The organism is Propioniciclava sp. (genome assembly GCF_047602245.1).
Lineage (GTDB): Bacteria > Actinomycetota > Actinomycetes > Propionibacteriales > Propionibacteriaceae > Propioniciclava.
In genome coordinates this window covers 231,121-254,215 of record NZ_JASGHT010000001.1, presented here as the reverse complement: position 1 = coordinate 254,215, position 23,095 = coordinate 231,121, and the positions used below count along the sequence as shown (strand labels likewise).

Genomic DNA, 23,095 nt, shown 5'->3' with positions numbered 1-23,095 from the left:
GCGCTCGGGCTGCGGCGCGAGCTGCAGACCGGTGAGACGCTGTCCTGGCTCGACTTCGGGCCGGACGCGGTCGCCTTCCGGCGCCCGAACGGCTGGGTCTCGATCACCAACCTCGGCACCGAGCCGATCGACGGCCCGGCCGCAGTGATCCTGAGCAGTGACACCGTGACGCCGTACCGGGGCGTGATTGCCCCGCACACCACGGTCTGGGCGCTGGAGGACTGAGTTTCGCCGCCCGGTTCTGTGCCGCCAGGCCCAGGACGGACCCGGGGCCTGCCTTCCCGATGAACCAGGCGGGCCGTCAGGCCGGCGGGGTGGATGCCGTGGTGGCGCCCTCGATCAGCCTCACCGGCAGTTCGATCGTCGCAGTGGGAGCGCGGCGGCCACCTTGCGGGCCGGCGTCGATCTGCTTGAGCAGGGCCGCCACCGCGGCGTCGGCGATCTGCTGGATCGGCTGCTGCACCGTGGTCAGCCAGGGTACGGCCGTCCGGATCGCGTTCGTGCCGTCGAACCCCACCACGCGCAGGTCCTCGGGCACCCGCAGACCATGACGGCGCGCCCAGTCGATGACGGTGCATGCGGTGAGATCGTCGGTGGCGAAGACGCCGTCGATGCTGCCGGACAGTTCCTCCAGCGCGGCGCCGATCAGCCGGGTGCGCTCGGGCTCGGGGGTGCCGAACCGGACCGCCCGGACCGTCGGCTCGATGCCGGCCTGCTTCAGCGCGGCACGGTAGCCGGCCTCACGCAGATTGTGCGGCCCGCCCCGGGAGGTGAGCAGTGCCGGACGCCGCGCGCCGCGCCGCAGCAGCAACTCGGTGGCGAGGCGTCCGCCGGTGAAGTTGTCGGCGCGAACGTTCGGAATGTGATCGGCGACCTCACGGTCGATGGTCACCACCGGAAGCCGGGTGGTGCCGTACTCGGGCAGGGTGTCGTTGTGGGCGCCGGAGATGATGCCGTCCACCCGATTGCCCTCCAGCTGCAGCAGGTAGCCGCGCTCGCTGTCGACCCGGCCGAGGCTGTTGCACAGCAGCGTCCGGTAGCCCCGCTCGCCGAGGGCGTGCTCGATCGCCACCGCCAGCTCGCCGAAGAACGGCAGCGACACGGTGGGCAGGATCACCCCGACCATGTGGGTGCGCTGCCCGAGCAGGGCGCGGGCGACCTCGTTGGGGCGGTACTGCAACTCGTCGATGGCGCGGGCGACGCGATCGCGGGTGTTCTGGCTCAGGTAGCCGCGGTTGTTGAGGACGCGGCTGACCGTGGTGGTGGAGACCCCGGCGCGTTGGGCGACATCGGATAGGCGGGGTTCGCGTGTCAGCTGCGTCACCGCGTCTCCTTCCGTCGTCGTCCGGCTACTTCGTCGTCCGGGTCACCCAGCATCCTAGTCGGCTGGCATGGGAGAATGTCCGATGTGCTTGAGTTCGCGAAGGGGCATGGGACCCGCAACGACTTCGTCTTGGTGACGGACGCCGACGACGCGCGCCCGCTCAGCGATGCCGACGTGCGCTTCCTGTGCGATCGCCGGGCCGGGATCGGCGGCGACGGCGTGCTGCGCGCCGTCAGGGCGCGCCACATTCCGGGCTGGGGCGGCGACCCCGAGCTGTGGTTCATGGACTACCGCAACGCGGACGGCTCCCTGGCCGAGATGTGCGGAAACGGGGTGCGCGTCTTCGCCCGCTACCTCGCCGAGGAAGGTCTGGTCGATCGCGAGGGTGTGCTGCCGCTGGGCACCCGCGCGGGCCTGCGCTCGGCCGAACTGCTCGCTGACGGCCGCGTCCGGGTCTGGATGGGCCGCCCGGCGATCGCGGACGCCGCGACCCGGGTGTCCCTCGACGGAGCCGAATGGCCGGCGACGCCGGTCGATGTCGGCAACCCGCACGCGGTCGTCCTGCTGGACGCCGGCGAGGACCTGGGCGCCCTCGACCTGACCCGCGCCCCGGTCTGGACGCCGGCCGAACGCTTCCCGCACGGCGTCAATGTGGAGTTCGTCGACGACCTCGGTGCCCACGAGGTGCGGATGCGCGTGTTCGAGCGCGGCGTCGGGGAAACCGACTCGTGCGGCACGGGGACGGTCGCGGCGGCGTCCGCCACGGCGCGGGCGCACGGGCAGACCGACGGCACCTGGACGGTGCACGTTCCCGGCGGGCAGGTCGAGGTCGAGCTGCGCGGGGGAGAGGCCTGGCTGACTGGCCCGGCCGTGATCGTGGCGCGGGGCAGCGTGAGGCTGCCCGGCGAAGGAGATTCATGACCGACCTGAACGACACCGGCTACGACGACGAGACCGCCTTCGACGGCGATCAGCTGGATCTGGCCGAACGGATCAGCCTGCGCCGCATCGCGGGCATGTCGACCCAGCTCACCGACATCAGCGAGGTCGAGTACCGCGAGCTGCAACTGGAGCGCGTGGTGCTGGTCGGCGTGTGGACCAGCGGCAGCCAGACCGACTCCGACAACGCGATGGCCGAGCTGAAACTGCTCGCCGAGACCGCGGGATCGGAGGTGCTCGACGGGCTGGTGCAGCGCCGCTCGCACGCCGACCCGGCCACCTACATCGGCCGCGGCAAGGTGGACGAGGTACGCGAGGTGGTGATCGCGACCGGCGCCGACACGGTGATCTGCGACGGCGAACTGGAACCGGCACAGCTGCGCAACCTGGAGGACCGGATCGGGGTCAAGGTGATCGACCGCACCGCGCTGATCCTGGACATCTTCGCCCAGCACGCCAAGTCGATCGAGGGCAAGGCCCAGGTCGAGCTCGCCCAGCTGCAGTACCTGCGCCAGCGGCTGCGCGGCTGGGGCGGCAACCTGTCCCGCCAGGCGGGCGGGCGCGCGGCCGGTGGTGCCGGCATCGGTGGTCGTGGTCCCGGTGAGACGAAGATCGAGACCGACCGGCGCCGGATCCGCACCCGGATCGCCCAGCTGCGCAAGCGGTTGCGCGAGATGGACGCCGTCCGCGACACCAAGCGGGCCGAACGGCGGCGCAACCTGATCCCGTCGGTGGCGATCGTCGGCTACACCAACGCCGGCAAGTCCTCGCTGCTCAACCGGCTCACCGGCGCCGGCGTCCTGGTCGAGGACGCCCTGTTCGCCACCCTCGACCCGACCACCCGGCGCACCCAGACCACCGACGGGCGAGTGTTCACCCTCACCGACACGGTCGGCTTCGTCCGGCACCTGCCGCACGACCTGGTCGAGGCATTCCGCTCCACCCTGGAGGAGTCGGTCGAGGCCGATCTGCTGGTGCACGTGGTGGACGCCGCCGACCCCGACCCGGCCGGCCAGATCGCCGCGGTGCGCACCGTGCTCGGCGAGATCGGCGCGGGCACCATCGCCGAACAGATCGTGTTCAACAAGACCGACCTGGTCGACCCCGCGGTGCTGATCCCGCTGCGCACCCTCGCCCCCGACGCCGTGTTCTGCTCGGCGCGCACCGGCGAGGGCCTGGACGAACTACGCGCCCGGGTCGAGGAGCGGCTGCCGCGCCCGGCGGTGGAGTTGCGCCTGCTGATCCCGTACGCCCGCCACGACCTGGTCAACCGCATCCACCTGGAGGGCGAGTTGCTGGCCGAGCCCGAGCACACCGGCGAGGGCACCCTGGTGCACACCCGGGTCAACCCGAACCTGGCCGGCGAACTCGAGCAGTTCGTGGCGGACGCCGAGGCGCGCCCGGCCTGAGCGGCGGCGTCCGGCTCAGACCCGCTGGCGGGCCAGGGTGAGCAGCCAGACCAGGTAGGCGCCGCCGACCGCGGAGGTGACCAGCCCGACCGGGATCTGGAACGGGCTGAGCAGGCGCTGCGCGAGCAGGTCGGCGATCACCAGCAGCGCGGCGCCGATGGCCATCGACGCACCCGGCGCGATGCCCGGTGCGCCGGTCAGCCGCCGCGCCAACTGCGGCGCGGCCAGGGCGAGGAAGCCGATCGGGCCCGCGGTGGCCACCCCGACAGCGACCAGCGCGATGCCGGTCACGATCGCGGTGATCCGGGTGCCGATCACGTGGACGCCGACCCCCGCGGCGGAGTCGTCGCCGAGTTCGAGTAGCCGCATCCGGCGGGTGAGCAGGATCGCGACCGGGACGATCAGCGGCAGCGTGACGGCCAGAGGCAGCAGCGGCGCCCAGGTGATCGCGTTCAGGCTGCCGTGCTGCCAGGCCTTGGCGGCCTCGGCCGACTCCAGGGGCGCGCGGCTGATCAGGTAGTCGTTGACGGCGGCCAGCATGGCGGCGATCGCGATGCCGCTGAGCACCAGCCGGTCACCGGTCGCCCCGCGCCGCAGTGCGAACGCGATCACGACCAGCGCGGTGGCGGCCCCGCCGATGATGGTGCCGGCGAAGACCGGGCTGCTGCTGCCCGCGCCGACCACCAGGATCGCGATCAGGCCTCCGCTGGCCGCGCCGGTGGTGAAGCCGACGATGTCGGGGCTGCCGAGGGCGTTGCGCGACACGCTCTGGAAGATCGCGCCCGACCCGCCGAGCGCAATACCGACCAACGCCGCGGCGACGGCGCGCGGAAGCCGCTGGTCGAGGACGATGAAGCGGTCGGTGGCCGAGCCGCCGCCGAGCAGGGTGCCGAGCGCCTCCTGCGGCGTGATCGCATACGGCCCGGTCGCCATGGTGAGGGTGGCGACGGCCAGGGTCAACGCAAGCGCGCAGACGGTCACGACGGCCGACCGGCGGTGGATCAGCACCGAGCGCCGGACGCCGACGCGGGCCAGCAGGTAGCCGGCCGGGGTGTAGGAGGTCGCGGTCATCGCCAGCTCCGATCGAGGAGGAGGGCCAACAGGACGGGGGCGCCGATGAAGGCGGTGACCACGCCGACCTCGAGTTCCCCGGGCCGGGTGACCACCCGTCCGACGATGTCGGCGAGCAGGACCAGCGCGGGCCCGGCCAGCACCGACAGGGCGAGCACCGTCCGCTGGTCGGCGCCGATGAGCAGGCGCAGGGTGTGCGGCACGACCAGACCGACGAACCCGATCGGTCCCGCAGCGGCGGTGGCCGCGCCGCACAGCAGGGTGATCGCCACGAACGCGAGCACCCGGATCAGGCCCAGCCGTGCGCCGAGCGCGGTCGCCTGCTCCTCACCCAGGGCGAGCGCGTTCAGCGACGGGGCCAGGGTCAGCGCCAGCACCAGGCCGACCGCGATCAGCGGCAGGATCGGCATCAGCACCTCCGGCCCGCGATTCGCCACCGACCCGATCACCCAGAACCGGTAGGAGCTGAACGTTTTGCTGTTGAACAGGGTGATGATGCCCGTGCAGGCGCCGAGGCTGGCGCTGAGCGCGGCCCCGGCCAGCACCAGGCGGGCGTGGTCGCTGCGATGGGTCCGGCGCAGGCTCACCGTGTAGGCGAAGCCCGCCGCGGCGGCCGCGCCGAGGAGCGCGAACCACAGCTGCTGGTGCACCTGGGTGAGGCCCAGCAGCGTGATCGAGGTGACCACCGCGAAGGCCGCGCCCGCGTTCACGCCGAGAATGCCGGGTTCGGCGAGCGGATTGCGGGTGAGGGCCTGCATCAGGACGCCGGCCACCGCCAGCGCGCCGCCGACCACCAGCGCCAGCGCGGTTCGCGGCATCCGGAGCTCCCAGACGATCAGGCTCTCGCGCGAGCCGTCCAGCGCGGTCAGCCCGCGCCACACCTCGGCGGGCGTGAGCGGGTTGGAGCCGATCGCCACGCTGGTGGCGACCAGGACGGCGAGCAGAACCAGCCCTCCCGCAACGGTGAACACGACGCGGCGGCGTTGTGCGGCGCGGCTGCGGAGAAGCCGTTCGGCCGACCCCGAATATTGGGTGGGCGGCTGCGCCGTGGTGGTCATTTAGGCAATGTTAGGCTCACCTATATGACTCATCAACTCAAGGCCCGCGCCACCCTCGCCGCGGTTCTCGCCGTCGCGGCGTCCCTGCTCACCGCGTGCGCGGGCACCCCGGCGACCCCCGCTTCTTCGTCGTCCTCCTCGCCCACGGCCGCCGCGGTGAGCTACACCACACCGCGCACCATGCCCGAGGGCAAGGGCAGCACCGCCGACGACGGGGTGTTCCCGCGGACGGTCGTGCACTTCCAGGGCGAGACCGTGCTGAGCAAGCAGCCCGAGAAGGTGGTGGTCATCTCGACCGGCCAGGCCGACGCCCTGCTCACCCTCGGTGTGGTGCCCGCAGGATCGACCGCCGGTGAGGGCGCCGACATGGTTCCGCCGTACCTGTTCGAGGCGTTCGCCGACAAGAAGGCCGAGCTGGAGGCGATCACCTACGTGGGCAGCCGCTTCGCGCCCGACATCGAGACCGTGGCCAACGTCAAGCCCGACCTGATCGTGATGAACAACGCGGGCAAGGACGCCGCCGCGCTGTACGCCAGCCTGAACGCGATCGCGCCGACCGTCGCCACCCAGGGCACCGGCCTGTACTGGAAGCAGGACTTCCTGCTGCTCGCGGACGCCCTCGGCAAGCGGCAGCAGGCCGAGCAGTGGCTCACCACCTACCACGCGGACGCCGCGGCCTTCGGCGCCAAGGTGACGGGGGCGCCGACGGTGTCCTTCCTGCGCAAGAACGGCGACCGGATGCGCGTGTTCGGCGTCGCGTCCTTCTCCGGCTCGGTCGCCGAGGACAGCGCACTGGCCCGCCCCGAGAGCCAGCGCTTCACCGACCAGACCTCGGTCGACATCAGCAGCGAGCAACTCGAGAAGGCGGACGCCGACTGGATCCTGTACGGCGTCCAGGGTGGCAACGAGACCGAACTGACCGGCCAGTCGCTGTGGCCGACCCTCAAGGCGGTCTCCGCCGGTCATGCCGTCGAGGTCGATGACGACGTGTTCTACCTCAATGTCGGACCGACCGCGGCCCGCGGCATCCTGAGCTCGCTGCAGAAGACGCTCGGCTAGGAGGGATGACGGTGCAGCAGCGGCGCGACGGGCTGGTCGCCGAGCAGATCTCCCTGACCTACCCAGGCCGGGAGACGCCGGTCCTGGCCCAACTCGACGCCCGGGTCGCGCCGGGGGTATTCACCGTCATCGTCGGCCCGAACGCCTGCGGCAAGTCGACCTTGCTGCGGGCGTTCGGCCGCGTGCTGCGGCCCACCACCGGCCGGGTCGCGCTGGACGGCACCGAGATCGGTGGCATGAACTCCAAGCAGTTCGCGCGGGCGGTCGCCCTGCTACCGCAATCGGCGGTGGCACCCGACGGCATCACCGTCGGTGATCTGGTCGCCCGTGGCCGGTTCCCGCACCAGGGCATGTTCCGGCAGTGGTCGAAGCAGGACGAACAGGCCGTGATCTGGGCGATGGAACGGACCCGAACGATCGAGTTGGCCGACCGCAGGGTCGCCGAACTGTCCGGCGGCCAGCGCCAGCGGGTCTGGATCGCGATGGCGCTCGCCCAGCAGACCGAGATCCTGCTGCTGGACGAGCCCACCACCTACCTCGACCTGGCTCATCAACTCGAGGTGCTCGACCTGTGCCGGGAACTGGTCGAGGAACACGGCAAGACCGTCGTCGCCGTGCTGCACGATCTCAACCAGGCCTTCCGCTACGCCGACCGCCTGATCGCGATGCGCGCCGGGCAGATCCTGGCCACCGGGGTGCCCGAGACGATCGTCACCCGCGACCTGGTCCACGACGTGTTCGGCATCGACTGCCAGGTCGTGCCCGACCCGCTCACCGGCACACCGATGGTGGTGCCGCGCAGCGAGCGCCCGCGGGTGCTGCAGGCTGCCGGGGACGGCACCGGCCCCGGATGACCGCCGCCGCCGGCCGGCCGCGGCGCATCCGGATGCCCCGCGGCGGGCGCGGGCCTCGTCCTCGCTATGCTCGCCCCATGCGTGAGGAGACCAGGTCGCCGGCGGGGATGGCGGAGATCGCCGCGGCCGCCGGGGTAGCGGTGTCGACCGTGTCCCGGGCGCTCAGCGGGGCGCCGGGGGTCTCGACGGCCAAGCGGGCCCAAATCCTTGCGATCGCCCGCCAGTTCGGCTACATCGCCGGTGATCCGGGCCCGTCGCCGCGCCGGACGCCGAACGGCCGGATCGCGGCGGTGATTCCCGAAGCCGACCGCTGGGTGTTCGGCTCGATGCTGGCCGGGCTGCACGACGTGCTCACCCCGGACATGGCCTCCTTCACCGTGTATCAGGGCATGTCCGCCGCGGAGCGGGCGAAGATCTTCGGTGCCCTGCCGCGGCGCGCTGACGCCGTGATCCTGGTGCCGATGCCGTCGGGGTTGTCGGTGGACGCCGCCCGCGATCTCGGGGTGCCCGTGATCGCCGCCGGCACGATCGTCGCCGGCCTGCACAGCGTCGGCATCGATGATGTCGCGGTGGGCCAGAAGGCGACCAACTACCTGATCAACACCGGTTACCGGCGGATCGTGTACGCCTCCTACACCGACCACGACGGCATGCCGGGCAGCGCTGGCTTCCATCGCGGCCAGGGCTTCGCGCTCAGCATGGAGCGGGCCGGGCTCGAGGCGTCCTGGCAGGTGCTGGTGCCGTTCGGGCCGTCGGCCGGACGCGACGCGGCCGAGGCGCTGCTGGCCGGCGACGCGCTCCCCGAAGCCGTGGTGGCGGCCTCCGACGAGATGGCGGCCGGCATGATGGCGACCTTCCGGGCCGCCGGCGTCCGGGTGCCCGACGATATCGCCATCATCGGCGTGGACGACCATCCGGTCGCCGCGCTCGTCGGCCTGACCACCATCGCCCAGCCCGCCCGCGAGCAAGGCCGCGCCGCCGCGCGGATGGCGTTGCGGATCCTGGCCGGCGACGATTCGGTGACCTCCGAGGTGCTGGCGACGAAGCTGATCATCCGCGAGTCCACCGCCCGTCCGCCGGCACGCTGACCGCACACCGTTCGCGCAAGCCGGAGCGGTGTTTTCTCAAGGTTGCGCAAGCGCGCAACAGTCGCGCAAGAGCAGGCCCGGAATCATTCCTTTCCCACCGCCTGGGCGCTTAGCCTGAGGTCATCGCTTCAGCCGCCGCCGTCGGGAGGATCGTCGTGGGATTTCATGACCGGACCATCTACCAGGTCTACCCCAAATCATTTTTCGACTCCTCCGGGAGCGGCGTCGGCGACCTGCGCGGCGTGATCGCGAAAGTGCCCTACATCGCCTCCTTGGGCGTCGACATGGTGTGGTTCAACCCGTTCTTAGTGTCGCCGCAGCGCGACAACGGCTACGACATCGCCGACTATTACGCGATCGATCCGGCGATGGGCACCATGGCGGACTTCGAGGAACTCGTCGCGGCCCTGGACGCCCACGGCATCGGCGTCATGCTCGACATGGTGCTCAACCACACCTCGACCCAACACGAATGGTTCCAGCGCGCCCTGGCCGGCGAGCGCGAATACCAGGACTTCTTCTACCTCCGCCCGGGCGTGCCGGGCGCGGTGCCGAACGGCCTGCCCAACAACTGGGTCTCGAAATTCGGCGGCCCGGCCTGGGCGCCGTTCGGCGACACCGGCCTGTACTACCTGCACCTGTTCGACGTCACGCAAGCCGACCTGAACTGGCACAACCCGCGGGTGCGCGAAGAGATGGCCAGCGTCGTCGAATTCTGGCGCGGCAAGGGCGTTCGTGGGTTCCGGTTCGACGTGATCAACCTGATCGGCAAGCCCGAGAACCTGCCGTCCGCACCCGCGGGCACCGACGACCGGCGAATGTACACCGACGGCGAACTCGTGCACACCTACCTGCAGGAGCTGGCCGCGCGCAGCTACGGCCAGGACCCGGAATCGGTGACGGTGGGGGAGATGTCCTCGACCTCCATCGAAGCCTGCCTGCGGTACTCCGATCCGGCCAACGGCGAGTTGTCGATGGTGTTCAACTTCCATCACCTGAAGGTGGACTACGCCGGCGGTGAGAAATGGTCGCTGATGCGGTTCGATTTCGCCGAGCTGAAGCGGCTGCTGATGGAGTGGGCGCTGCGGATGCAGGAAGGAAACGGCTGGAACGCCCTATTCTGGAACAACCACGACCAGCCGCGCGCCCTGGACCGGTTCGGCGATCCGGTCCGCTATCGCGAAGAATCGGCCACCATGCTCGCCACCGTCATTCACCTGCTGCGCGGAACCCCGTACGTGTACATGGGTGAGGAAATCGGCATGACCGATCCCGAATACGACGTCATCGGCGACTACGTCGACGTGGAGGCGATCAACGCCCACGCCGCACTGGTGGCGTCCGGCATGACCGATGAGGACGCCTTCGCCATCGTGCACACGAAGGCCCGCGACAACGCCCGCACACCGATGCAGTGGACCGCCGAGGAGCATGCCGGGTTCAGCACCGCCACGCCGTGGCTGCGGCCCACCAACCACGACCGGATCAACGTCGCCGACGAGGAGGCCAACGGCCGGATCCTGCCCTACTACCGGCAGCTGATCCGGCTCCGGAAGGCGTCCCCGCTCATCGCCGAAGGCACCGTCGAGCCGTATGCCCCCGATCACCCGAGCGTGCTCGCCTACCTGCGCCGGCTCGGCGACGAACAACTCCTGGTGCTGGCCAACTTCTACGGCGAGCAGACCTCGGTCGAGATCCCGGACGCCTTCGCCGGCGCCGGCGTCCTGATCGCCAACTACCCGTCCACGCCGTCGCCGTCCTCGCCGCAGGTCACGCTGCGCCCGTACGAGGCGCTGGCGCTCCGCATCCCTTCCCCCTCTCAAGGAGAACTGTCATGACACAGCCGTCACCCGACCAGACAACGATCGTCGCGCCACTCGGCGGCACGGTGATCCGGATGGAGGACGTCCCGGATCCCGTCTTCGCCTCCAAGAAGATGGGCGACGGCTTCGGCGTCGTCCCGTCCGGGGGCGAGGTGGTCGCGCCGGCGTCCGGAAAGATCGTGATGGTCGCCAAGACCGGGCACGCGTTCGCGATCAAGACCGGCGACGGCCTGGAGATCCTGGTCCACATGGGCATCGACACCGTCGAACTCAACGGCGCGCCGTTCGCGCTGACCATCACCCGCGGCGATGCCGTGAACGCCGGGCAGGCCGTCGGCACCATGGACCTCGCGGCCGTCGAGGCGGCCGGCAAGTCGACCACCACCGCGGTCATCTTCACCAATCTGAAGAAGCGCGGCGACGTGGTCACCCCGGTGTTCGGCGAGGCGGCGGCGGGCGCCCCGGCCGCGTCCGTGACCCCGGGCGCGAGCGGCGAGCCGGCCGAGGTGGCGGCGTCCGTGGCAGCACCCGTGGTGGCCGACGGTCCCGCGCGCGCCGGGCTGACCGGCTACGACCTGCTCGCCTACGACATCTTGGCCAACATCGGCGGCAAGGAGAACGTCGCCAACGTGCTGCACTGCATTACCCGGGTGCGCTTCTACCTCAAGGACCAGTCGCTGGCCGACGACGCGGTGGTCGCGAACCTGGACGGCGTGATCGACGTCGTCAAGGCGGGCGGGCAGTACCAAGTGGTGATCGGCGCGGCCGTCGAGGACGTGTACGCGGCCGTCCGCAAGCAGATCGGCGGCGACGGCGGCTCCGACGCCGTGGTCGAGGAGGTCGAGCGGCCCACCACCGCGGTCGGCTGGCTCAAGTTCGGCTTCAGCTCGCTGATCGGCGTGATCACCGGGTCGATGATCCCGGTGATCGGGCTGCTGGCGGCGTCCGGCATTCTCAAGGGCATCCTCGCGCTGCTTACCCAGTTCAACGTGGTGCGGGCCGATTCCAGCACGTTCACCTTCATCGACGCGATGTCGTCGTCGATGTTCTACTTCCTGCCCATCATCATCGGCTTCACCGCGGCGAAGCGGCTCGGATCGGACCCGATCATCGTGTCGATCATCGGCGGCGTGCTGGTGTTCCCGTCGGTGGCGGCCATGTCGAACCCGGACGCCGAGGGTTACCGCGTGGTTGCCCAACTCGGCGCGACCGTGTTCAACGCCGACTTCTTCGGCATTCCCGTCTCACTGCCCCAGGGCAATGCGTACGCCTACTCGATCTTCCCGATCATCGTGGCAGCCTGGCTGGCGGCGCGCATCGAGCCGCTGCTCAAGCGCTACATCCCGCCGGTGCTGCGCAGCATCTTCGCGCCGCTGATCGAGGTGTTCGTGGTGTCGACGCTGATCCTGGTCGTGTTCGGCCCGGTCATCATGTTCATCTCCGGTGGCATCGCGAACGGCATCAACAGCGTCCTCGACCTCAACTACACCATCGCCGGCCTGCTGATCGGCGGCTTCTACCAGTGCCTGGTCATCTTCGGCCTGCACTGGGCGGTGATTCCGCTGATCGCGGCCCAGATCGCCACCGATGGCTTCTCGCCGCTGAACGCCATCGTGTCGGCGACGATGATCGCCCAGGGAGCCGGCGCGCTCGCGATCTGGCTGAAGACCTGCAACGACAAGATCAAGGTGCTGGCCGGGACCGCGACCATCTCCGCCTTCTGCGGCATCACCGAGCCCGCCATGTATGGCCTCAACCTCAAATACGGCCGGGTGTTCATCACCGCCTCGATCGGCGGCGCCGTCGGCGGCCTGCTCACCGGCCTGCTCGACGTGAACATGTACGGCTTCACCGGCGCGTTCGTCGGGTTCCCGTCGTTCGTCAACCCGGCCGGTCTCGATCACAGCTTCTGGGGCTTCCTGATCGCCTCGGCCGCCGCGCTGGTGGTGTCGTTCACCCTCACCTACTTCTTCGGGTTCGACGACAGCATGCTGGAGCAGGAACGCACCGTGAAGAAGGTGCGCCTGGGCAAGCGCGAACCCGCCGGCGCCTGAACCTGGTCGAGGAGCCCCGCGCGGACGAGTATCCCGCGGGGCTCTTTCGGTGAGGAGACGCGCTGCGGGAGAGCGGGTTGCTCCGCCACACTCAGTTCTGGCCGCGGAGTCGTTTCGGACCAAGAGATTGTCGTTATCGATCAGGGCGAGACCACTGAACTCGGTCCGGACTAAGAAATGGTCGTTATGGGCTCTGTATTTGGCCTGATAACGACCATTTCTTGGTCCGGAACTGAATTCACTCGTGTCAGCGCCGTGAAAACGACCTCTGCTTGGTCTGAGTCCCATCTGGCAGCTCGGCGCGATCGTGTCACGGCTGTTGGTGTCAAGGTTCAGGCCGGGGATCCGTCACACGACTCGGTTGATCGGCCGCCCCTCGGCGAAGGCGCGGATGTTGTCGCCGATCATGGAGACCAGGCGCCGGCGGGTCTCGAGGCCACGCCAACCCATGTGAGGGGTGAGGATGACGTTGTCCATGCGGTACAGCGGGCTTGCGTCGTCCGGTGGTTCGACCTCCTGCACGTCCAGGCCGGCTCCCGCGATCACGCCCTCGTTCAGTGCCTCGATCAGCGCGACCTCATCGATCAGCGCGCCGCGGGCGGTGTTGATCAGGTAGGCGGTCGGCTTCATCAGCGCCAGCGTCTGCCGGTTGATCAGGTGCCGGGTCGACTCGTTCAGCGGACAGTGCAGCGAGATGAAGTCGCTGCGGGCGAAGATTTCTTCGTTGGTCGTGAAATGGACGCCGCCGGTATCGGCCCGCGGCGTCCTGGTCGCCACCAGAATGCTCATGCCCAGCGCCTGGGCGACCGTGATGGTGGCGCGCGCGATGTCGCCGTAGCCGATCACACCCAGGGTCTTTCCGTTGACCTCCACATGGTCCACCATCAGGTGCCGGTGGAAGTTGTCGTGGTTGCCGGAGGCGAGCATGCGGATCTGCTTCTGCAGTGAACTCGCCAGGCTGAGGATCATCAGGATGGCGGTGTGGGCGACCCGCTCGCTGCTGTAGGCGGGAATGTTGCACACCACGATCCCCTTCTCCCGCGCGGCGTCCAGGTCGAGGTTGTTGTATCCCGTTCCGGCTTCGCAGATCATCTTCACGCTGCCGGGAAATTGCCGGATGATGTCGCCGCTGACCTTCATCTCTTTGGTGACGACGATCGTGAACCCGTCGACCCGCTCCAGGATCAGGTCTTCCGGCGTCTCGTCGTGGATCACCACTTCGGAGGCGATCGGCGTGTAGTCGATCTGGCCGTCGTAGTTCACCAGGCCGGCGTTCAGCACGACGGTCTTGTCCTCGATCATTCTGCTCTCCTGGAAACGGCGGCGGCATCGCCCGCCCGGGCTTGCGCGCCGCTCACTCGGGTGTCGTATGTGCCGGACTGTACCCCCGCTCCTCGCGCCGCGGGCGGGGACCGCCGAGCTTCCGGCGGACAGACAATGAGGAGGCCGCCGTTGGCCTCATTGGAGCGTACTTGCGGCGGATACCGGTCCGATAGGTTGGCGGTACAGCCCGCAACCGGAAGGACCCTTCATGCCGCGCATCATTTTCCTCGACGTGGACGGCACCGTCGTGGACTACTCGAATCAGCTTCCGCCCTCGGCGGTGGACGCGATCCGGCGGGCGCGTGCGGCGGGGCATCTGGTCTTCCTCACCACCGGCCGCAGCAAGGCGGAGATGTACGAGGAGCTGTGGGAGATCGGCATCGACGGCATGATCGGCGGCAACGGCTCCTACGTCGAGCACGACGGCGAGGTGGTGATGCACCAGTCGCTGACCCTCGACGAATGCCGGGCCATCGTGGATTGGCTGCACGGGCGCGGCCTGGAGTTCTACCTGGAGGCGAATTCGGGCCTGTACGGCAGCGAGAACTTCAAGGAAGGCGCCTTGCCGGCGATCCGCACCTATTCGGCGGGCAAGGGCCGTGAGGACAGCGCGAACGTCACCATGGACGAGGTGTTCCCCGAGATGATCTACGGCGCCGACCTGTACCGCGACGACATCAACAAGATCAGCTTCGTCCTCGGCGACTACCAAGATCACCTCGACTCCAAGGAGGCGTTCCCGCAGTTGAAGGCCGGCACCTGGGGCGGACGCGGTTCGCACGCCCTGTTCGGTGATCTGGGCGTGGCGAACATCGACAAGGCCCACGCGGTGGACGTCCTACTGGCCCACCTGGGCGCCGACCGCGCCGACACCGTCGCGATGGGTGATGCGACCGTGGATCTCCCGATGCTGGAGTACTGCGCCGTCGCGGTCGCTATGGGCAACTCCTCCGACGACGTGATGGCGGCCGCCGACTACGTGACCGCCGACGTCAATGACGACGGCCTCTACCAGGCTTTCGAGCACCTCGGCCTGCTGGGCTGAGGCCGTCCGGCGCGAGTCACCACGCCATGTGCCTACGCTGATGCCCGCGGTGGCGTAACCGCCGTGAGGGGAACCGATGGCCGTGGTCTCCGCCCACCGGAGTGCCGGAAACGTCACTCGAATCGCCACCGTCGCCCGTCAGATCCGAGATTTGTGTGACGTTTCCGGCGGACGGGGCCGCGCGGCGACGACTACTCGGGTTCGCTCCCGAGGAGCAGCGTCGTCGATGGGTGATGCTGGGCAAGGCCCCGGTCAAACGTCGCGAGCACGGCCCCGAGGGAGCCGGCCAGCGCGACCAGGTAGGCGTCGGTGAGTTGCCGGTATCCCCGTACTTCGCCGCGATCGATGTCGCGGTAGGAAAGAGCCTCGCCACGGAACTCGACAGTGGGGTGATCGTGGAGTGCGTCGAGAAGCGCGAACGCCGTCGATGGAGCCTCCCCGACTCGCACCAGGAATCGCAGCAACGCCCCCTCGACGATGGGGCAGAGATAGGCGGTCCGCACATCTTGGGCGAACCAAGCACTGGCCAACGCGTGGTGCTCATGCTCCTGCACGGTCAAGGCGATGACGACGTTTGCATCGAGCAGGTAGGTGCTCATCACTCCTCGTCGATCAGGTCGACGACCTCGCCGGTCGTGATCGTGCGCCCGAGCGAGATCATCGGCAACCCGGTTCGCTCGTCCCGGCCGAGTTCGACGGGGGAGTCGAGTTGTGCCAAGCCACGAACGGTCAGTTCGGCAACCATGGCCGAAAGCGATACGCCTCGTTCCTCGGCCAGACGCTTCGCGCGGGCGTGCGTCCGGTCGGGAAGGTCAACGGTGGTGCGCATGTGTGCATCATATGTGCATCAAGAGTGATGTGAAAGGGTGTCACGCGACCCGAGCGGTACTCGGGTAACCTCGGCCGGTGCCTTCTGGAACCCGCGCGATCCTGGACGCCGCCGTGGCGGCGATCGGCGGCGCGCCGCGCGAGGGGCAGGTGGCCATGGCCGAGGCGATCGATCACGCCTTCACCGAGGGCGAGCATGTGCTCGTCCAGGCCGGCACCGGAACTGGCAAGTCGCTGGGCTATCTCGCCCCCGCGCTGGCCCATCTGAACGCGCACCCGAACGAGCGGGTGGTGATCGCCACCGCGACGCTGGCGCTGCAGGCGCAGCTGGCGAACTCTGACATTCCTGCCGCTATCCAGGCTGCCGAACAGGTGACCGGACGCCGGATCAGCGCCGCCGTGCTCAAGGGGCGGACCAACTACGCCTGCCTGCACAAGGTGCTCGACGGCACCGGTCTGGAGCAGGACTCGCTGCTGGGCGGCGACACGCTTGCCGATGAGTTGCGTGCCGCGCGCGCGGACGCGGCGTCCGTGGTCGGGGCCGAGGTGGTCGCCTTGCGCGAATGGGTGCAGGCTGAACTGGACGCCGACGGTGCGGGCGACCGCGACGACGCCCCGACCCACACGGCCGCGGCGTGGGCTCAGGTGTCGGTGCCTGTCCGTGAATGTCTGGGTGCGCACCAGTGCCGCTTCGGCGACGTGTGTTTCGTCGAGCGCTCCCGCGAGACGGCCCGCGAGTCGCAACTGGTCGTCACCAACCACGCGCTGCTCGCGATCGACGCGATGCACGGCAATACCGTGCTGCCCGAGCACGAGTTGCTCGTCATCGACGAGGCCCACGAACTCACCTCGCGGGTGACCGGCGCCGCCTCGCACGAGCTGAGCCCGCAGCAGGTGGAGCGGGTGGCCAAGCGGTGCCTGGCGCACCTGTCCGATGACGACCTGGCGATCGAGTTCCTCGACCTGGGCGACGCGCTCGCCCAGGTGCTCGAGGACGTCCCGCTCGAGCGCATCGAGTCGCCGGATTCTCCGGTGCGCGAAGTGCTGGGCCGGATCCGGGACGCCGCCCGCCGTGTGGTCAGCGCGCTGAAGAGCGACGATCCCGCCGTGAAGCAGGCCGCCGCCGCGGCCAAGGAGGTCTTCGACGTTGCCGAGGCGATGGGCGCGGCGTCCGCCACCGACGTGCTGTGGGTGAGCGAACGTGAGCGCTTCGGCCGCTGGCTGGTGATCGCACCTCTCAATGTGGCCGGGCTACTGCGCGAGCGGGTGCTGAGCCGGACGCCGACCGTCCTCACCTCGGCCACCCTCAAGCTGGGCGGCGACTTCGCCGCGGCGGCGTCCGCTGTCGGGCTGCAGCGCGCCGAACAGTTGACCGGTGATGGGCCCGAGGAGCGCACCGGCCTGGAATGGCGCGCCCTCGACGTCGGATCGCCGTTCGACTACGCCCGCCAGGGAATCCTCTACGTCGCCGACCGGCTGCCGAATCCGCGCCGCGACGGCATCACCCCCGAGGCGCTCGCCGAGATCGCCGAACTGATCTGGGCGGCCGGCGGGCGGACGCTGGGCCTGTTCGCGTCGCAACGCAACGCCGAGGCGGCCGCCCGGTATTGCCGGGCGGAACTGCCAGCCCAGACCATCCTGTGCCAAGGTGACGCCCAGCTCAGCGAGCTGACCAGGCGCTTCATCGACGAGCCCGAGACCTCGCTGTTCGGCACGCTCAGCTTGTGGCAGGGCGTGGATGTTCCCGGGGCCACCTGCCAGCTGGTGATCATCGACAAGATCCCGTTCCCGCGCCCGGACGAGCCGCTGATGCAGGCCCGGCAGAAGGCGGTGCAGACCTCCGGCGGCAACGGGTTCATGGCGGTGGCCGCCGCGCACGCCGCATTGCTGCTCGCCCAGGGTTCCGGACGCCTCATCCGCCGCATCGACGACCGCGGCGTCGTCGCGGTGCTGGATCCGCGGCTGCGCACCGCCCGCTACGGCTCGTTCCTGCGCTCGTCCATGCCCGGCTTCTGGTCCACCACCGACCGCGAGGTCGCCGTGTCGGCGCTGCGCCGGCTGGCGGCGCAATAACGCCGAAGGGTCACACCCGGCGCAGCACCGCGGTGACCTTGCCGAGAATGGTGGCCTGGTTGCCGTCGATCGGCTGATAGGCCTCGTTGTGCGGCAGCAACCAGACCTGGCCCGGCGTCCGCTTGAAGGTCTTTACCGTCGCCTCGCCGTCGATCATCGCGGCCACGATGTCGCCGTTGTTCGCGTCCGGCTGCTGACGGACCACCACGTAGTCGCCGTCACAGATGGCGGCCTCGATCATCGAATCGCCGCGCACCTCGAGCAGGAACAGGGTGCCGTCGCCGACCAGATCGCGGGGCAGCGGGAACACGTCCTCGATCCGCTCCTCGGCCAGGATCGGCCCGCCGGCGGCGATGCGCCCCACGATGGGAACGTCGATCGTGCGGGAGACGTGCACGTCGTCCCCATAGCCGGACGCCGCGGGTGCGGCGTCCGCCACCACCTGCGGGAGCGCGACCGCAGGCTCGTCGGAGCCCGGCAGGCGCACCGCCAGCGCGCGGGGGAGCTTCGGGTCGCGGAACAGGAAACCTTTGGCCTCCAGGACGTTCAACTGGTGCGCGACGCTGGAGGAGGATGCCAGGCCGACGGCGTCGCCGATCTCGCGGATGGTCGGCGGATAGCCGCGGCTCGCCACCGTATCGTGGATGGTCTGCAGGATGAGCCGCTGCCGCAAGGTCAGGCCGTGCGTGTCGGCCGGTGACTCAGGCAGTGGTCGTGCCTTGCCGAGCTTCGCGAGATCCTCATCGGTCGGACGCCCGCGACGCTTCTGCTTGGGCAAGGGGCGGCGGTGTGCGCCCGAGGCATCATCCGTAGTGGCCATGGCATCAATCTAGGACAATCGAACACCTCATTCAAACATTCGTTCGAGCGTGTCGTGGTGGCCGTGTGAAAAATGTCAGACCCGGCTGCGAAGGTGGTGAACAGCCCGGATCGCTGGGCGAGGTGCCAGCCCAGGTGCTTGCAATCGCAAGATTGTTCGATAATACTGTTCGAACAGACGTTCGAGGAATGGAGGTCGTCATGACTGCCTTGATGCTTGAGGGAACCAGCCGTTCCGGGGTGCGCTCGCGCGCCGCCCAGGGGCTCCGGCCGTCGTCCGGCGCGCCGCGCCGCGACAGCCAGCGCACGCCGCTCGGTCCCACGGGCGAGCATCCTCCCGTCGTTCACTGGGCTCACGTGAAGCCGCGGGCGTGCGCCGATGTGGCGCCGGCGCCGGTTCATGCCGAGGTTGCCTGCGCTGCGGTGTCGGACGAGCGGGCGGTTGGGGTGGAGGCCGTGGCTGCACCGGCTGTGGTCGCGGCGCCGACGCGCCTGGTGTGGACGCCGCGCGGCGTCGCCGTGATGGTTTCGGTGGTGATGATCACCGCGCTGTTCATGTTCGGTACGATCGTGGGCGCCTTCTTCGCGGTGAGCAACGAGCCGTTGACCACGCCGGCGGCCCCGGCGGTGGCACTGTCGGGGGCGAGTTCCTCGATCGCGGGGGAGCGCTCCTAGCGACACCTTCATCCCGCGACCATCCACTACATCTAGTGCTTTCGCTGCAATCCGTGTCCACGGGTTGTATTGTGGGAGGCCGATGTCGACGCATGGCGCGTGCCTGGAGAGGTATGCGGTCGCGAGCCGGAGGTGGAGCCGTGTATTGCCCTTATTGCCGCCATGTCGATTCCCGCGTGCTCGACTCCCGGGTCACCGAGGACGGCAGCGCGATCCGGCGCCGCCGCGAATGCCGGTCCTGCCTGAGACGGTTTACCACCTTGGAGCAGATGCAGTTGGTGGTGGTGAAACGCTCCGGGGTGATCGAGCCGTTCTCCCGCGAGAAGGTCGTCAACGGCGTCCGGAAAGCATGCAAGGGTCGTCCGGTCACCGAAGCCGATCTGGCCAAGCTGGGGCAGAAGGTCGAAGAGACCATTCGCGCCAGCGGTCAGGCCGAGATTCCAGCCGACGATGTCGGCATCGCCATCCTCGGCCCGCTGAAGGAACTCGATCCGATCGCCTACCTGCGTTTCGCGTCCGTCTACCGCCAGTACAAGTCCGTCGATGACTTCGAAGCCGAGATCGCGCTGTTGCGCGAGTCGATGGCCGCCGCCTTGGCCGCGACGCCGGCGACCGAAGCAGAACCGGTGGCGGAGGCATCCGCGGAAGCTCCGGTGAAGACGCGCAAGACGCGGGCGCGCAAGCCCCGGGTCGCCGAGCCCGAGCCCGAAGCGGTGGCGGTTCCCACAGCTGAACAACTGTTCTGATTGATCGCGGCGGCATCGGCCGCCCACGTCGAGGAGGTAGGTCACGTGACCACGACACAGCACGCCCCGAATGAGCAGGCCTCGGCGGGTCGGGGTCTGAGCATCGAGCGCGTCTTCAGCACCGAAGGCGTCCACCCCTACGACGAGGTCACCTGGGAGCGGCGCGATGTGGTGCAGACCAACTGGAAGACCGGCGAGACCGTTTTCGAGCAGTCCGGGGTCGAGTTCCCCGACTTCTGGAGCCTGAACGCCTCCACCATCGTCACCACCAAGTACTTCCGCGGCGCGCTGGGCACACCGCAACGCGAGACCAGCCTGCGGCAGATCATCGACCGGGTGGTCGGCGCCTACACCCGAGCCGGGCGGGCGCACGGCTACTTCGCCACCGGCGCCGACGCGGACGTCTTCTCTGACGAGCTGACCTGGATGCTGCTGCATCAGGTGTTCAGCTTCAACTCCCCGGTCTGGTTCAACGTGGGCACCGCCAGCAAGCAGCAGGTGAGCGCCTGCTTCATCCTCAGCGTCGACGACTCGATGGAGTCGATCCTGAACTGGTACGGCGAGGAGGGGATGATCTTCAAGGGCGGCTCCGGCGCCGGCGTGAATCTGTCCCGGATCCGCTCCAGCAAGGAACTGCTGTCCTCCGGCGGTGCCGCGTCCGGCCCGGTGTCGTTCATGCGCGGCGCGGACGCCTCGGCCGGCACGATCAAGTCCGGCGGCGCCACCCGCCGCGCAGCCAAGATGGTCGTGCTCGACGTCGACCACCCCGACATCGAGGAGTTCATCGAGACCAAGGCGCGCGAAGAGGACAAGATCCGCGCGCTGCGCGACGCCGGCTTCGACATGGACCTGGGCGGCAAGGACATCGTCTCGGTGCAGTACCAGAACGCCAACAACTCGGTACGGGTCAGCGACGAGTTCATGTGTGCGGTCGAGGCGGGCGCCGGCTTCGGGCTGCGCGCGCGGATGACCGGCGAGGTCGTCGACACCGTGGACGCCCGCGCGTTGTTCACCAAGATGGCCCAGGCGGCCTGGGCCTGCGCCGATCCGGGCATCCAGTACGACGACACCATCAATGCCTGGCACACCAACCCCGAGACCGGGCGCATCACGGCGTCCAACCCGTGCTCGGAGTACATGAGCCTCGACAACAGTTCCTGCAACCTGGCCAGCCTCAACCTGCTGAGGTTCCTGCGCGAGGACGACAGCTTCGACGTGGCGTCGTTCGTGAAGGCCTGCGAGCTGATCATCACCGCGATGGACATCTCGATCACGTTCGCCGACTTCCCGACCGAATCGATCGCGCAGACGACGCGCGACTACCGCCAGCTCGGCATCGGGTACGCCAACCTGGGCGCGCTGCTGATGGCGATGGGGCGCGGCTACGACTCCGAGGGCGGGCGTGGCCTCGCCGCCGCGATCACCTCGCTGATGACCGCCGCCGCCTACCGCCGGTCCGCGGAACTCGCCGAAGCGGTCGGCCCGTATGCGGGCTACGCGCGCAACGCGTCCGCCCATCAGCGGGTGATGCGCAAGCATCAGGCGGCCCACGACGATCTCGCCGTGGCCGAGTCGTCCGACCGGCCGATCCACGAGGCCGCCACCCGGGAATGGGAGCAGGTGGTGGCCCTCGGTGCCGCGCACGGCTTCCGCAACGCGCAGGCGTCCCTGCTCGCCCCGACCGGCACCATCGGCTTCATGATGGACTGCGACACCACCGGCATCGAGCCGGACTTCTCGCTGGTCAAGTTCAAGAAGCTCGTCGGCGGCGGGTCGATGCAGATCGTCAACCAGACCATCCCGCGGGCACTGCGCCGCCTCGGCTACGACGACCAGGCGAGCGAGGCGATCGTCGCCTACATCGGCGAGCACGGCCACGTGGTCGGCGCGCCATCGCTCAAGCCGGAGCATTACTCGGTGTTCGACACGGCGATGGGGCAGCGGTTCATCCAGCCGATGGGGCATGTGCGGATGATGGCCGCGGTGCAGCCGTTCCTGTCCGGAGCCATCTCCAAGACGGTCAACCTGCCCGAATCGGCGACCGTGGAGGACATCGCTGACGTCTACCTGCAGGGCTGGAAGCTCGGCCTGAAGGCGCTGGCGGTCTACCGCGACAACTGCAAGGTCGGCCAGCCGCTCAGCGATGGCAAGAAGAAGACCGAACCGGCGGTGCCGGAGGCGGCCGAGCCGCAGGTGCGGATCGAATACCGCCCGCGCCGCCAGCGCCTGCCCAAGCAGCGGATGTCACGCACCACCTCGTTCACCGTCGGCGGCGCCGAGGGGTACATGACGAGTTCGGAATACCCCGACGGACGCCTCGGCGAACTGTTCCTCAAGCTCGGCAAGCAGGGCTCGACCCTGGCCGGGGTGATGGACGCCTTCTCGATCGCGATCTCGATCGCGCTGCAGTACGGGGTGCCGCTGGAGACCTACGTGCAGAAGTTCACCAACCTCAAGTTCGAGCCGGCCGGCATGACCGACGACCCCGACCTGCGGATGGCGCAATCCGTGATCGACTACGTGTTCAAGCGGTTGTCCCTGGACTATCTGAGCTTCGACGAGCGCGCCGAACTCGGCATCTACACCGCCGCCGAGCGGGCCCGGTACGTGGCGACCGGCTCCTACCTGTCGGAGGAGGACGAGGCTCAGCTGATCGATTCGGACGCGCTGCGCAACGACGCCGCCGACAACCGGCGTTTCGACGAGGCCGGCGCCAACCAGCCCTCGCTGATCGCCGCGCCGCAGGCGCACACCACGGCCGAACTGATGGAAAGCCTCACCGGGCACGCCGTCGACGCGCCGCTGTGCTTCACCTGCGGCACCAAGATGCGCCCCTCGGGCAGCTGCTACGTCTGCGAGGGCTGCGGCTCCACCAGCGGCTGCAGCTAGGGCCGCGGCTGTTGTGAG

The 23,095-nt window shown here is 69.2% G+C and carries 19 protein-coding genes; 12 read left to right on the top strand and 7 right to left on the bottom strand.

All coding sequences use genetic code 11. From position 1 onward, the window contains the following. Positions 1–301 precede the first annotated feature (301 nt). Positions 302–1,324, bottom strand: a complete 1,023-nt coding sequence (locus tag QM708_RS01215; RefSeq protein ID WP_415103594.1) for a LacI family DNA-binding transcriptional regulator — start codon at positions 1,322–1,324, stop codon at positions 302–304. Between the two features lie 84 nt (positions 1,325–1,408). On the opposite strand from QM708_RS01215, the gene dapF reads away from it, so the two are divergent. Further along, complete coding sequence (gene dapF / locus QM708_RS01210) at positions 1,409–2,245, top strand: diaminopimelate epimerase (protein WP_415111208.1); 837 nt, start codon at positions 1,409–1,411, stop codon at positions 2,243–2,245. Next, positions 2,242–3,672 carry a GTPase HflX gene (hflX, locus tag QM708_RS01205; protein ID WP_415103592.1) on the top strand — a complete coding sequence of 477 codons (1,431 nt, stop codon included), beginning with the start codon at positions 2,242–2,244 and terminating at the stop codon, positions 3,670–3,672. Before dapF ends, hflX begins: the two co-directional genes overlap by 4 nt. Positions 3,673–3,687: 15 nt before the next feature. Here hflX and QM708_RS01200 read toward each other — a convergent pair whose 3' ends face one another. Both QM708_RS01200 and QM708_RS01195 read right to left on the bottom strand, forming a co-directional pair. Next, complete coding sequence (locus tag QM708_RS01200; protein WP_415103590.1) at positions 3,688–4,743, bottom strand: FecCD family ABC transporter permease; 1,056 nt, start codon at positions 4,741–4,743, stop codon at positions 3,688–3,690. Further along, positions 4,740–5,801, bottom strand: coding sequence for a FecCD family ABC transporter permease (locus QM708_RS01195; protein WP_415103588.1), 1,062 nt, complete (start codon positions 5,799–5,801; stop codon positions 4,740–4,742). The genes QM708_RS01200 and QM708_RS01195 overlap by 4 nt, the downstream gene beginning before the upstream one ends. Positions 5,802–5,825: 24 nt before the next feature. Between QM708_RS01195 and QM708_RS01190 the strand changes: the two genes are divergently transcribed. The 5 genes from QM708_RS01190 to QM708_RS01170 all read left to right on the top strand — a co-directional run bounded on the left by QM708_RS01190 (position 5,826) and on the right by QM708_RS01170 (position 12,679). Further along, entirely contained in the window at positions 5,826–6,860 is a 1,035-nt protein-coding gene (locus QM708_RS01190) for an ABC transporter substrate-binding protein (RefSeq protein ID WP_415103586.1), read from the top strand. 5 nt (positions 6,861–6,865) lie between these two features. Next, entirely contained in the window at positions 6,866–7,714 is an 849-nt protein-coding gene (locus QM708_RS01185; protein ID WP_415103584.1) for an ABC transporter ATP-binding protein, read from the top strand. 77 nt (positions 7,715–7,791) lie between these two features. Then, positions 7,792–8,802 carry a LacI family DNA-binding transcriptional regulator gene (locus tag QM708_RS01180; protein WP_415103582.1) on the top strand — a complete coding sequence of 337 codons (1,011 nt, stop codon included), beginning with the start codon at positions 7,792–7,794 and terminating at the stop codon, positions 8,800–8,802. A gap of 155 nt (positions 8,803–8,957) precedes the next feature. Continuing rightward, a complete protein-coding gene (treC, locus tag QM708_RS01175) occupies positions 8,958–10,640 on the top strand; it encodes an alpha,alpha-phosphotrehalase (protein ID WP_415103580.1) in 1,683 nt (560 codons plus the stop codon). Beyond that, a complete protein-coding gene (locus QM708_RS01170) occupies positions 10,637–12,679 on the top strand; it encodes a glucose PTS transporter subunit IIA (protein ID WP_415103578.1) in 2,043 nt (680 codons plus the stop codon). The genes treC and QM708_RS01170 overlap by 4 nt, the downstream gene beginning before the upstream one ends. 348 nt (positions 12,680–13,027) lie before the next feature. Here the strand turns inward: QM708_RS01170 and QM708_RS01165 are convergent, their stop codons facing one another. Then, positions 13,028–13,981 carry a 2-hydroxyacid dehydrogenase gene (locus tag QM708_RS01165; RefSeq protein ID WP_415103576.1) on the bottom strand — a complete coding sequence of 318 codons (954 nt, stop codon included), beginning with the start codon at positions 13,979–13,981 and terminating at the stop codon, positions 13,028–13,030. A 229-nt stretch (positions 13,982–14,210) separates the two neighbouring features. Here QM708_RS01165 and QM708_RS01160 point away from each other — a divergent pair, with 229 nt between their 5' ends. Beyond that, complete coding sequence (locus tag QM708_RS01160; protein WP_415103574.1) at positions 14,211–15,047, top strand: Cof-type HAD-IIB family hydrolase; 837 nt, start codon at positions 14,211–14,213, stop codon at positions 15,045–15,047. A gap of 191 nt (positions 15,048–15,238) precedes the next feature. Here QM708_RS01160 and QM708_RS01155 read toward each other — a convergent pair whose 3' ends face one another. Both QM708_RS01155 and QM708_RS01150 read right to left on the bottom strand, forming a co-directional pair. Beyond that, entirely contained in the window at positions 15,239–15,646 is a 408-nt protein-coding gene (locus tag QM708_RS01155; protein WP_415103572.1) for a TA system VapC family ribonuclease toxin, read from the bottom strand. Further along, on the bottom strand, positions 15,646–15,876 hold the full coding sequence (locus QM708_RS01150) for a hypothetical protein (RefSeq protein WP_415103570.1): 231 nt from the start codon (positions 15,874–15,876) through the stop codon (positions 15,646–15,648). The genes QM708_RS01155 and QM708_RS01150 overlap by 1 nt, the downstream gene beginning before the upstream one ends. 155 nt (positions 15,877–16,031) lie before the next feature. Here QM708_RS01150 and QM708_RS01145 point away from each other — a divergent pair, with 155 nt between their 5' ends. Beyond that, positions 16,032–17,948 carry an ATP-dependent DNA helicase gene (locus QM708_RS01145; protein WP_415111205.1) on the top strand — a complete coding sequence of 639 codons (1,917 nt, stop codon included), beginning with the start codon at positions 16,032–16,034 and terminating at the stop codon, positions 17,946–17,948. 10 nt (positions 17,949–17,958) lie between these two features. Here QM708_RS01145 and lexA read toward each other — a convergent pair whose 3' ends face one another. Continuing rightward, positions 17,959–18,768, bottom strand: a complete 810-nt coding sequence (lexA, locus tag QM708_RS01140; protein ID WP_415103568.1) for a transcriptional repressor LexA — start codon at positions 18,766–18,768, stop codon at positions 17,959–17,961. Positions 18,769–18,968: 200 nt separating this feature from the next. Here lexA and QM708_RS01135 point away from each other — a divergent pair, with 200 nt between their 5' ends. The 3 genes from QM708_RS01135 (at position 18,969) to QM708_RS01125 (ending at position 23,077) form a co-directional block, all read left to right on the top strand. Next, the gene (locus QM708_RS01135; protein WP_415103566.1) at positions 18,969–19,442 is read left to right on the top strand and encodes a hypothetical protein; all 474 of its coding nucleotides are present in this window, start codon (positions 18,969–18,971) and stop codon (positions 19,440–19,442) included. A 140-nt stretch (positions 19,443–19,582) separates the two neighbouring features. Then, positions 19,583–20,188 (top strand): transcriptional regulator NrdR, encoded by a 606-nt coding sequence (gene nrdR, locus QM708_RS01130; protein ID WP_415103563.1) that lies wholly within the window; start codon positions 19,583–19,585, stop codon positions 20,186–20,188. Positions 20,189–20,233: 45 nt separating this feature from the next. After that, on the top strand, positions 20,234–23,077 hold the full coding sequence (locus QM708_RS01125) for a vitamin B12-dependent ribonucleotide reductase (protein ID WP_415103561.1): 2,844 nt from the start codon (positions 20,234–20,236) through the stop codon (positions 23,075–23,077). Positions 23,078–23,095: the final 18 nt, after the last annotated feature.